This is a genomic window from Mesorhizobium sangaii, assembly GCF_014207355.1.
Taxonomy (GTDB): domain Bacteria; phylum Pseudomonadota; class Alphaproteobacteria; order Rhizobiales; family Rhizobiaceae; genus Mesorhizobium; species Mesorhizobium sangaii.
Genome location: NZ_JACHEF010000003.1, coordinates 166,070 through 177,747 on the forward strand (window position 1 = coordinate 166,070; position 11,678 = coordinate 177,747).

Below are 11,678 nucleotides of genomic sequence, written 5' to 3' on the forward strand. Positions count from 1 at the left end.
CAAGCCGCTGCACGCTTTGGGCGACATGCATTCAATAGACTGGTGGCGCAACCACCCAGATGACAACTGCCGGCTCGGTACCCGGATTGCGCCAGCGGTAGGGCTTGCCTTCGAAGCGAAAGGAGTCGCCTTCGCCGAGCCGATGCCAGACGCCCGATATCTCGATGTCGAACAGTCCCGACGCGACGTATCCGGCCTCCTCAGTCGGCCGGCGCGCCTCGGTCTTCAGCTCCGCGCCCGGCGCGAAGACCGAACGCACCATCTCGAAGCTACCGCCGAGATCGGGCGACAGAAGCTCCTCCACCAGGCCGGATTCGCTTGTGCCAAGCGTGCGGCGCCTGCCGGCACGCACAACAACGCCACGCTCGCTTTCGACCGGCACGTCATGGCTGAAGAACAGGCTGATCGGCACGCCGAACAGTTCAGCGAAGGCTCTGAGGTCGCTGAGCGATGGCGTCGACAGACCACGCTCGACCTGGCTGACCCAGCCGACGGAACGGCCAAGCTTCAGGCCGATCTCGGCAAGCGTAAGCCCGCGCGCCTTGCGCAGCGCCCTGATATCGCCGGCCAGCACGCGTTCGTCAGGTCCCTGCAATGTTCGTGCGATAGGTGAAGGCAAAACGCTCACTTCATGAAAATTTGCATCCGAATTTCATGAGAAATGAAGCTCATGAAAAAATCAAGTGGATTTTCACAGATGCTCAAGATTTGCTTGCAGGATTTTGGCGGTTCATGCAAAGGCTCGGGCACGAACGGCGAGTGGGGACGTCTGGTCGAGACGAGGGTTAAAGGACGGCCCATGCTTGAAAAGAACACCCGAATTGCGGACGAGGCCGAGATTGTCGACGAGGCGATCCTGTCGCGCCGCTCGGTGCGCGCATTCCTGCCCGACATGATCGACGACGACACCATCCGCGCCATTCTGTCGGTTGCGGCGCGCGCTCCATCCGGCACCAACATGCAGCCGTGGAAGGTCTACGTCACCAAGGGCGAGACCAAGCAGCAGATCACCGACGCCATCCTCAACTCGGGCATCCGCGCCGAAAAGGCCGATTGGGACGAGTACCGCTACTATCCGACCCAGTTCTTCGAGCCCTATCTGACACGACGACGCGCCAACGGCTTCGGGCTCTATGGCGCGCTCGGCATCGGCCGCCGCGAGGTCGACAAGATGCGCGCCCAGCACGACCGCAACTTCGTCTTCTTCGACGCGCCGGTCGGCATGATCTTCACAATCGACCGCCGGCTCAACCAGGGTTCATGGATCGACTACGGCATGTTCTTGCAAAACATCATGGTCGCGGCGCGGGGCAGGGGTTTGCACACCTGCCCACAAGCGGCGTTCGCCCCCTATCACCGGCAGATCAGGCCGGTGCTCAATATTCCCGACGAGGAGATCGTCGTCTGCGGCATGGCGCTTGGCCATGAGGACATTTCCAAACCCGAAAACACCTTCCGCACTGACCGCGTACCGCTGGAAGAGTGGGTGACGTTCAGCGAGTAAGCCGGCCGCCTTGGCCAGAACCGGCCAACTGGGCGTCCAGCACTATTCCGTGTTCATCTGTGCGCCGTGACCGCTGACATGGGCGCCGTCCTGCGGCGTCAGCTTGAGATAGGCGAGCAGCGCGCACAGCGTGATGACGCCCTCGATCACGAACAGGATCCGAAAATCGTTGGCGATCGCCGGACCTCCGCCGGCGAGAAACGACAGTGCCGCGGCGGCGAGGCCGACGCTGATCGCCACCGCGAGCTGCCACAGGATGTAATAGAGCGCGCTGAAGCGGGCGAGTTGCTCGGGGGCGATGTCGGAATAGGCGAGGTTGCCGGTCGACGCCCATTGCGCGGAGCGGAAGACTCCGAAGACGAAGATGTAGGCAAGCACGATCCAGACCGGTGTGGTTGCCTGCATCAAGGCAAAGCCGGCGACCATGGCGGCGACGATCGGCGTGTTGCAGACCAGCACGCGGCGGAAGCCGAAACGGTTGAGGACACGCGGCATGAAGAAGCGCATCGCCACCGAACCGACCGCGGCAACGAAAGTCAGAGATCCCGCCTGCACCGCGCTCATGCCGAAGCCGAGCTGGAACATCAGAGGCAGCAGGAAGACGACCGAGCTGAGGCCGATCGTGTCCAGGCCGCCGCCGGTCAGGAAGGAGATGCGGAAGGTGCGGATGCGCAGGAGCTTGAGATCGAGCAGCGGATTGCGCACGCGCAGGCAGTAGAACGAGGCAATGGTCAGGATGACGAGCGCCAGCGCCAGTTCACCGGCGATGACGCTCCCGGCAGCGTCCTTGGCGGCAAGTGAATCCATGCCGAAGACCAGCAGCACCATGCCGCTGCCGACCAGCAGAAAGCCCGGAAAATCGAACGGCGTGCGCACCGGCTTGGTCACTGTCGGAAACAGCGAGGCGGCAAGGAAAGCCGCCGCCAGCGCGAACGGCACGTTGATGAAGAAGATCCAGCGCCAGGAAATGTAGGTGGTCAGCGCGCCGCCGACGAGCGGGCCGACCAGCGGCCCGGACTGGCCGGCCAGCGAGATGTACATGTTGATCTTCAGCGTGCGGCTGCGCGGAAAGGTCTGCAGGATGACGACCTGGCCGAGCGTTCCCATCAAAGCGCCGCCGAACCCTTGCAGCGCGCGGGCGCCGACCAGCATCCAGATATTGTCGGACAGCCCGCACAGGGCCGACGCGGTGGCGAACACCAGCAAGGCAAAGCAATAGACATTGCGAAGGCCGAAGCGATCGGCGGCCCAGCCGCCAAGCGGCATCGAGATGATCAGGCTGGCGACATAGACGGTGATCAGCAGGCCGAGCTGGCTGGGCGGGCGGCCGAGGCTTTCGCCGATACCGGGCAGCGCCGTCACCACGACATTCTGGTCGAGGCTGGTCATGAAGACGCCGCAGGCAACCGTCAGTGGCAGCAGGAGCAAGGCTCTGGCCGACACATCGGCGCGATCGGTGGCGCCGGCGGATATTTCTGCGGTCATGGGGATGTTCGAACCAAACGAATGTGCCGAGTCTGAGACGGGATTTTCATATCCCTTGGGCCGGTCTGGCGGCCACGTTTCCCATCATGGCGGCCCGCGGCGCGATTCTCTAGCGGCAGAACCGGCTGGCCTTGATGCCAGAAGCAGAGGCGACGCGGCCATCCGGCCGCGCTGCCTATTGCACCTCGTAGCCGACTTCCTCGCTGGCATGGCAGAGCGCCTTCCAGAACGAGCGTGCGAACGACCGGAAGACATAGATGTCGAACTGGTCGGAGCCGGTGCGCTGGATCTGGGCGAAGACGTCGTGATGGGCGGTCGAGCGGCCGGCGCCGACCGGAAAGGCCGGCAGCGCGAAGTCGATGGCGAAGAATTTCGCCAGCACCCATTCGGCCTTCGGCCCGGCGATGCGAATGGCGGTGCGACCATGCGAAAGGTCGGTCACCGTGCCGATGGCCGGGGTAACCGCCTTGGCAAAGGCGCCGGCCAGGCCTTCGGCTTCATCGGCAACGGTGAATTTTCCCGGTGCGAAGCCGAAAACCGACTTCATGCCGTCGCTCAGGCCGCCGCCGGCGCCATCGGGCAACGCAAGCCCGGTGACGGTACGGATGGCGGCAATCAGCTTCTTCTCCTCACCCGGCCAGGCTGCCAGTTGCACGATCGAGCCGGGCCCGGTCTCGGTCAGGATGATCTCGACGCCGTGTTCGAAATTGCCATGCGAGCCAATGTGAAACTCCGGCTCGAGCGGTGATTGTCGCTCAACCATGCATGCGGCTCCCGTCCGGATCGAAGAAATGGTTGGAGACGATCTCGACCGGTCCGAACCGGTTGCGTAACGGATCGGAGACATTGGCGCGCGTACCGTGCCTTGCCTTGCCGCCCTTGACCAGCGCCAGCGCAATGTGCTTGCCGAGCGCCGGCGAATAGCAGCAGGCGGTGATGTGGCCGATCGAGCCGTGTGGATTGGCCTCATCGAGTTGCTCTACGATGTGCGCGCCGCCATTGAGTGGCCGGTTGTCGAGAGCGATCAGGCCGACGAGTTCCAGACGGTCAGACGCGATCAGGCCCTCGCGGTCCATCATCGCCGAGCCGATGAACGGCTTTTTCTTCGACAGCATCCAGTCGAGATGCAGGTCGCGCGCGGTGGTGCGGCCGTCGATCTCGGCGCCGGTGACATGGCCCTTTTCGATGCGCATCGTGCCCAGCGCCTCGAGCCCGTAGGTGATCAGCCCGAACGGCTTGCCGGCCTCGATCAGCGCCTCCCAGACATGGGTGCCATGGCCGGCACCGGAATAGACCTCGAAGGCCATTTCCCCGGAGAATGAGAGCCGGCAGATCATCACCGGGACACCCGATATCTCGCCGCGCACAATGCCCATGAAGGGCAAGGTGGCGTTGTCGACCGATGTGCCGGTGACGCAAGCAGCCAGGATTTGCCTGGCCTTCGGTCCGCCGATCGCGGCGCCCGCCCATTCGTCGGTCACCGAGGTGACGTGCACCTTGAGCTCCGGCCAGATCACGTCGAGGAAATACTCCAGATGCTGCATCACCTTGCCGGCGTTGGCCGTGGTGGTGGTCATCAGGAAATCCTGCTCGCCCAGCCGCCAGGTGGTGCCGTCGTCGAAGGCGAGGCCGTCCTCGCGCAGCATCAGCCCGTAGCGGGCCTTGCCGACCGCCAGTGTCGAAAACATGTTGGTGTAGACGCGGTCGAGGAATGCGGCGGCGTCGGGCCCTTGCACGGCGATCTTGCCCAGTGTCGACACATCGACGATGCCGGCGCTGTCACGCGTCGCCTTGGCTTCGCGCACATAGGCCTGCTCGACCGTCTCCCCGGCATGGCCGTAGATCATCGGACGGTACCAGAGACCGGCGGAATACATCGTCGCGCCATTGGCGAGATGCCAGTCATGCATCGGCGTCAGCCGCTCGGGTTTCAGGTCGCCGAAGCGTTCCGCCGCCAGCGAGCCGATCGATACGGGCGCAAAGGGCGGGCGGAAGCGCGTCGTGCCGACCTCGGGGATCGGCTTGCCCAGCGCCTCGGCCATGATGGCAAGGCCTGGAACATTGGAGCTCTTGCCTTGGTCGGTCGCCATGCCGAGCGTGGTGTAGCGCTTCAGGTGCTCGACCGAGACAAAGCCTTCGCGATGCGCCAGCCGCACATCCTCCGCAGTCACGTCGTGCTGGAAATCGACAAAGCTCTTGCCCTTGGCCCTGATCTCGAACACCGGCGCCGGATCGGGGTCGCCAGGAACGGCTTCGACAGTGGGCAACGCCGCCGGCGTGCTGGTTCCACCGGCCGCGGCAAGGCCGGCGGCGCGGCCTTCGGCGATGGCTTCGGTGGTGGAAAAACTGCCGGTGAAGGCGCCGGCGCCAATCCAGTGCTGCGTTGGCCATTGCTGCGTCGGCTTCGGCGGCAGGAAAGCCTGCCGCGCGGCGTTCCACTCGGCCTTGGCGCCGGCTTGGCTGGCCAGATGGATGGTCGGCGACCAGCCGCCCGACATCAGCAGGCAATCGGCATGGATGCTGCGGGCGTCGCCGGTGAGCGAGCCATTGGCCATGTCGAAGCGTTGCAGCTTGAGGCCGGACAGCGCCTTGCCGCCCTCGGTGGCGATGACCGCATGGCCGGCGAAGATCTCGGCCTCGGCTTCGGCGGCCAGCTTGCGCATCTCGGCTGAAGGCTCTGGCCTGACGTCGACAATGGCGACGACCGAGGCACCCGCCTTCTTCAAGGCGACGGCCGTTCGGTAGGCGCTGTCATTGTTGGTGAACAGCGCGATCCGTTCGCCCGGCAGCACGCCGAACTCGTTGGCGTAGCGCTCGGCGGCATGCGCCAGCATCACGCCCGGCCTGTCATTGCCGGGGAACACCAGTGGCCGCTCGAAGGCGCCGGTGGCAAGCACCACGGAGCGGGCGCGGATCGCCCAATAGCGATGGCGCGGCTCGCCCTTGCCGGGCTGTTCCTTGTGGTCGCTGACCCTTTCGAGCGCGGCAAGCGTGTTGTTGTCGTAGTAGCCCCAGACCGTGGTGCGCGGCAAAAGCCGGACATTGTCGCGGGCTTCGAGCTGGGCGACGGTGCGGCGGGCCCAGTCGGCGGCCGGTGCGCCATCGATGGTTTCGCCCGACCAGTTGGCAGAGCCGCCGAACCGCGGCTCAAGATCAGCCAGCATGACCCGGGCGCCCTGATCGGCAGCGGCCTTGGCGGCCATCAGCCCGGCCGGGCCGGAGCCGACCACCAGCACGTCGCAAAAGGCGTTCATGCGTTCGTAGCGGGCCGGGTCCTTCGCCGATCCGGCGCTGCCGAGACCGGCGGCGCGGCGGATGAAATGCTCGCAGAACATCCAGAAGCGTGTGCCCTTGAGCGGACCGATCACCGGCCCCATGAAGGTTTTGTAATAGAAACCGGCCGACAGGATCTTGCCGCCGAGCTGGTTGACGGCGTTGATGTCCCAGGCAAGCGAGGGAAAGCGGTTCTGGCTGATGGCGACCAGCCCGTCATGGATCTCGACCATGGTCGCCGGAATGTTGGGCTCGCGAACCTCGCCCTTCAGCACTGTCACCAGCGCGTTGGGCTCTTCGACGCCTGCGGTGAGCAGGCCGCGCGGGCGGTGGTATTTGAATGAACGCCCATAGAGGGTGACGCCCTTGGCCAGCAGCGCCGACGCCAGCGTGTCGCCGGCATGGCCGGTATAGGCCGCTCCGTCGAAGGTGAAGCGGATGGTTTTCAGCCGGTCGATGCGGCCGCCGGTGTCGGTGCGGCGCGGGCTCATGATTTGTCCTCCGCCTTGCGGCGCGCGGTCGAGGTGTGGGCGCCGCGTATGAAGGCGACGCTCAAAATCTCATGCGTCAGCGTATTGCGCACGACCCTGAGATGCGCGCGGCAACCGCCGGAATGCTGCCAGATTTCGTTGTGATCGCCAGCCGGGTTCAGCCGGTCGTAGACATAGGCGTTCCATGCCTCGAAATTCTGCGAGGCGGGGTCGGGACGCTCGCGGTTGCCGTCACCTTGATAGGTAAATTCGACGACGTCGCGCGGGCCGCAATATGGACAGGTGATCAACATGGGACTTTACCTAATGCAGCCGCGGGTTTGCACCCTGGCCCTTGTCGTCGATCACCAGGCCGCGGTGGAAGCGGTCGAGCGTGAAGGGGGCGTTGAAGTCGTGCGGCTGATCCTTGGCGATGGTCCAGGCAAAGCACCAGCCCGAGGCCGGCGTCGCCTTGAAGCCGCCATAGCACCAGCCGCAGTTGAGATACATGCCGGGCAGGGGGCCGGTGGTGATGATCGGCGAGCCGTCCATCGACATGTCGCAGACGCCGCCCCAGGAGCGCAGCATGCGCACGCGGGCAAGGCCCGGAAACAGCGCCAGCATCTCGCTCATTACCTCGTCGACGATGGGCAGGTTGCCGCGCTGGGCATAGCTGTTGTAGCCGTCGATGTCGCCGCCATAGATGAGGCCGCCCTTGTCCGACTGCGACATGTAGAAATGGCCCATGCCGAAGGTGACGACGGTGTCGATGAAGGGCTTTAGCGATTCGGTGACAAAGGCCTGCAGCACGTGGCTTTCGATCGGCATCGTCTCGACGCCCGCCAACTGCATGACTCGCCCGGTGCTGCCTGCGACCGCTACGGCCACCTTCCTGGCGCGGATATCGCCGCGCGACGTGGTGACGCCGGTGACGCGGTCGCCGTCGCGCAGGAAGCCGGTGACCTCGCAATTCTCGATGATGTCGACGCCGCGACGGTCGGCGCCGCGCGCATAGCCCCAGGCGACCGCATCGTGGCGGGCGGTGCCGGCGCGCCGCTGCATCAGGCCGCCGACCACCGGGAAGCGTGCGCTGTCGGAGATATCGAGCGCCGGGATCAGGCGTTTGATCTGCGCTGGCGTCATCAATTCAGCATCGACGCCGAGATGGCGCATGGCGTTGCCGCGCCGTGCATAATCGTCGAACTGGGCCGGCGTGTGCGCCAGGTTCAGGCAGCCGCGCTGGGAGAACATGACATTGTAATTGAGTTCGTGCGACAGGTTCTCCCACATCTTCATCGAATGCTCGTAGAAGCGGGTGTTGGCGGGCAGCAGATAGTTCGAGCGCACGGCCGTCGTGTTGCGGCCGACATTGCCGGAGCCGAGCCAGCCCTTTTCCAGCACCGCGACATTGGTGATGCCGTGTTCCTTGGCGAGATAGTAGGCGGTTGCCAGCCCGTGACCGCCGCCGCCGATGATGATGACATCATAGGACGCCTTCGGATCCGGCTTGCGCCAGGCCGGCTTCCAGTCCTTGTTTCCCTTGAGCGCGTTCGCGAGCAGCGAAAAGGCCGAGTACTCTGCCATCATTGTCATCCGGTTCGGGCGATGCGGCAGACTATAGAGCAGGCCGCATCCGCAAAGCCAATATTGCGCCATCGCCTTTCGACTGGCCGACGCCCGCGATCGGATGAGTCGAGTGATCAGATGCGACGGCTTGCCCCATGATATGGCCGTCTTTATCAATGACAGGCTTTTTAGATGCCTTTGCCGCTCGTGAGTCGCCAACAAATCATGCTTTTCCGGTTGCTTCGCCTCATTTTGATCCTAGCGCTTGTCGTCTCGGCGCCGCCTTCGTTTGATGCGATGGCGCAAGCGCTCGGTCAGGGCGCTGCCGGTTTGATCACCGATCAGCAGAAAGTCATCCAGGGCCTGACGGCCAAGACTGACGATCTCGAGAAGAAAATACAGCAGGACGGTGAGGACGATGCCTCACTCGTCGATATTCGTCTGCAACTGGAGGACATGTCGCGTGCGGCACTTACCAGTGCGCTGGCGTTTCGATCGCGCCTCACCGACATCAACAATCGGATTGAGGTGCTGGGCCCGCCGCCTGCGGCGGGGCAGCCGCAGGAGCCCGACATAGTGACCGGCGAACGCCAGGCGCTGGCGTCGGAAAAGGCCGAGATCAACGCGGTTGTCGCCAGCGCGCAGAACCTGTCGATCCGCATCAGCGGGCTGGTCGACAAAATCGGCAACATGCGCAGCGCGCTGTTCCGCAACCTTTTGACCAAGCGCTACGTGCTGTCCGATGCCCTGAGCCCTGAGGTCTTCTCCGACGCCCATGACGAATACGCCAACCTGTACAAGGCGGTGTCGTCCTGGCTGATCTTTGCTTTCAAGTTCAAGTTCAAGGCCATCCTGGCTGCGACATTCGTGGCGCTCGGACTTGCGCTGGTGCTGCTGGTCGGGGGCAGGCGCCTGTTCGGGCGGGTCTTTGAAGCCGACCCGACGGTCGAGGAACCGTCCTACCTCAGCCGTCTGTCGGTGGCGTTCTGGTCGACTTTGCTGCCGTCACTGGCGGTCAGCGTATTCCTGGCCTCCACGGTATTCTTATTCAACTATTACAATGTGTTGCGTGGCGACATCGGGGTCTTCCTGAACGCGCTGGCGGCTGTCATCGCCGTGGTGTTCGGCGTCAACCGGCTGACCAATGCGGCGCTCGAGCCGCGGCTGCCGAACTGGCGGCTCATTCCCGTCGAAACCGGCCCGGCGCGCTGGCTGGTGCGGCTGACGACCGCCATGGCAGTGGTCATCGGCGTCAACTATTTCCTGTCCATCGTCAACGACAAGATGGGCTCGCCGCTGTCGCTGACCATCGCCCGGAGTTTCGGCGCCACGATCATCTTTGGCGTGATCCTGATCCTGATGGCGATGCTGCGGCCGTTCAGGGCGCGTGATGGAAGCTGGCGTCCGTGGCCGGCATGGCTGCGCTACATGGCGCTTGCGCTTGGTCTGTTCACCATCGCTGCGTCCTTGCTCGGCTATATTGGCCTTGCCATCTTTGTCTCGGTGCAGGTGTTGGTCACCGGCACCATCCTCATCACTTCCTATATCGGCTTCCTGTCGGCGCGGGCGATCGGCGAGGAGGGCGCTTTCGCCGACACTTCCGTTGGGCGCTGGCTGTCGGCCAATTCGAGTTACGATGACGCCGCCCTCGATCAACTCGGCCTCGCCGTCAGCGTAGCCATCAACTTGATGATCGTGCTGGTCTTCCTGCCGCTGATCCTGTTGATGTGGGGTTTCCAGCCCGGCGACATCGAGGCCTGGGCCTACAGGCTGGCAACCGGGATCACCGTCGGTTCGGTGACGATTTCGGTCACCGGCATCCTTTCCGGCATCGTCGTCTTCATCATTGGCTATTTCCTGACGCGCTGGTTCCAGGGCTGGCTCGACGGTTCAGTGATGGCGCGCGGCAAGGTCGATACCGGGGTGCGCAACTCGATCCGGCTGGCGGTCGGTTACTCCGGTGTTGCGCTGGCGGCACTCGTCGGCATCTCGGCTGCAGGCATTGACCTGTCCAATCTCGCGCTGGTCGCCGGTGCTCTTTCCCTCGGCATCGGCTTTGGCCTGCAGAATGTGGTGTCCAATTTCGTCTCCGGCCTGATCCTTTTGGCCGAGCGGCCCTTCAAGGTCGGTGACTGGATTGTCGCCGGCGACGTCAGCGGCACCGTCAAGAAGATCAGCGTGCGCGCCACCGAGATCGAGACGTTCCAGCGGCAGTCGGTAATCCTGCCCAATTCGAACCTGATCAACAACGCCGTCGGCAACTGGACGCATCGCAACAAGCTTGGCCGCGTCGACATCAAGGTCGGCGTCGCCTATGGCAGCGACGTCAAACAGGTTCATGCCATCCTGCTGGACATCGCACGCAGCCACCCCATGGTGCTGAAGAACCCGGAACCTTTCGTGCTGTTTTCCAATTTCGGTGCGGCCGCACTTGAATTCGAGATCCGCGTGTTCCTGGCCGATGTGATGAACGGCAATATCGCGCAGAACGACATCCGCTTTGCCGTGCTCGAGAAATTCAACGGCGAGCATATCGAGATTCCCTCGACGCCACGCGCTGTCGTCGAGGTGCGCAAGCCAGAGGCCTGGCCGACCGACGACGACAAGATCGAGGCCGACTTTGCCGAACAGGAACAGGCCAAGGTGGAAGCCGCGGCCGAAGCAAGAAAGCTCGCCAAAACGGGACGCAAGGTGCGCAAGCCCGATCCGGACTAGGGGTGTAGTCAGTCAACTGGCCCTTGAACGGGCGCGCTCGCAACCGGCCAAAGCCAATTGCGGCATGAATGCGGCATTCAGTTGCGGTTCAGCTTCCATCTCATATAAGCTCCCATGCAAAGGCGAAAATGCCTTGCGAAATGCAACAGAGGCGGTGGGAACACCGATATTGCAACATGTGGAAGTCTCTCGTCGCTGCCGTCGCTTTGGCCGCTGCCATCGGCTCGACCCATGCCGCCAGCGCGGTCAACAAGGACGCCGAGACCCGCACGCTGATCGTGACGGAGGGCGGCAGCAAATCCGACCTTGCGCTGGCCGCTGGCGAAACCGTTGAATTCTGCCCGAACGGCTGCTTCGTCACCTTGCCCAATGGCGATCTCGAAGCTCTCACCGGCTCCGAAACCGTCGAAATCTCGGGCGGCGTTGCCCGCATCAAGTAATTCCGGCGACATGACGGAAAAGGCCGGGCATTTGCCCGGCCTTTTATTGTTTGCGGTAGCGTTTGCTTAACAATGACGCTGGAAATACCGCCGCGACAACCGCCTGCATCCGGGCGTTTTAACGTTCGCTATGCCGTTCCCGGCTATATCAGCTTCAAGACGCCGAAACGCGGCGCGCAACGAGGCTCCGGTTTTCCGGATCATACGGTGGCAGGGCAGGACGGG

General features: G+C 63.7%; 9 protein-coding genes. 3 read left to right on the forward strand and 6 right to left on the reverse strand.

The window, feature by feature from the left end; all coding sequences use genetic code 11:
- Positions 1 to 31: 31 nt before the first annotated feature.
- A complete protein-coding gene (locus HNQ71_RS15840; RefSeq protein WP_184874364.1) occupies positions 32 to 574 on the reverse strand; it encodes a cupin domain-containing protein in 543 nt (180 codons plus the stop codon).
- Between the two features lie 225 nt (positions 575 to 799).
- Between HNQ71_RS15840 and HNQ71_RS15845 the strand changes: the two genes are divergently transcribed.
- Positions 800 to 1,504 (forward strand): nitroreductase, encoded by a 705-nt coding sequence (locus HNQ71_RS15845; RefSeq protein WP_184873505.1) that lies wholly within the window; start codon positions 800 to 802, stop codon positions 1,502 to 1,504.
- A 42-nt stretch (positions 1,505 to 1,546) separates the two neighbouring features.
- On the opposite strand, the gene HNQ71_RS15850 is transcribed toward HNQ71_RS15845, so the two are convergent.
- The 5 genes from HNQ71_RS15850 to HNQ71_RS15870 form a co-directional block, all read right to left on the reverse strand.
- The gene (locus tag HNQ71_RS15850) at positions 1,547 to 2,989 is read right to left on the reverse strand and encodes an MFS transporter (protein WP_184873506.1); all 1,443 of its coding nucleotides are present in this window, start codon (positions 2,987 to 2,989) and stop codon (positions 1,547 to 1,549) included.
- Positions 2,990 to 3,164: 175 nt separating this feature from the next.
- The gene (locus HNQ71_RS15855; protein WP_184873507.1) at positions 3,165 to 3,752 is read right to left on the reverse strand and encodes a sarcosine oxidase subunit gamma; all 588 of its coding nucleotides are present in this window, start codon (positions 3,750 to 3,752) and stop codon (positions 3,165 to 3,167) included.
- Entirely contained in the window at positions 3,745 to 6,753 is a 3,009-nt protein-coding gene (locus HNQ71_RS15860; RefSeq protein WP_184873508.1) for a sarcosine oxidase subunit alpha, read from the reverse strand. The genes HNQ71_RS15855 and HNQ71_RS15860 overlap by 8 nt, the downstream gene beginning before the upstream one ends.
- Complete coding sequence (locus HNQ71_RS15865) at positions 6,750 to 7,046, reverse strand: sarcosine oxidase subunit delta (RefSeq protein ID WP_184873509.1); 297 nt, start codon at positions 7,044 to 7,046, stop codon at positions 6,750 to 6,752. Before HNQ71_RS15865 ends, HNQ71_RS15860 begins: the two co-directional genes overlap by 4 nt.
- 10 nt (positions 7,047 to 7,056) lie before the next feature.
- Entirely contained in the window at positions 7,057 to 8,316 is a 1,260-nt protein-coding gene (locus HNQ71_RS15870) for a sarcosine oxidase subunit beta (protein WP_184873510.1), read from the reverse strand.
- Between the two features lie 207 nt (positions 8,317 to 8,523).
- Here HNQ71_RS15870 and HNQ71_RS15875 point away from each other — a divergent pair, with 207 nt between their 5' ends.
- Both HNQ71_RS15875 and HNQ71_RS15880 read left to right on the forward strand, forming a co-directional pair.
- The gene (locus HNQ71_RS15875) at positions 8,524 to 11,013 is read left to right on the forward strand and encodes a mechanosensitive ion channel family protein (RefSeq protein WP_184873511.1); all 2,490 of its coding nucleotides are present in this window, start codon (positions 8,524 to 8,526) and stop codon (positions 11,011 to 11,013) included.
- 176 nt (positions 11,014 to 11,189) lie between these two features.
- Positions 11,190 to 11,453 carry a hypothetical protein gene (locus HNQ71_RS15880; protein ID WP_167392187.1) on the forward strand — a complete coding sequence of 88 codons (264 nt, stop codon included), beginning with the start codon at positions 11,190 to 11,192 and terminating at the stop codon, positions 11,451 to 11,453.
- The last annotated feature ends 225 nt before the right edge of the window (positions 11,454 to 11,678 follow it).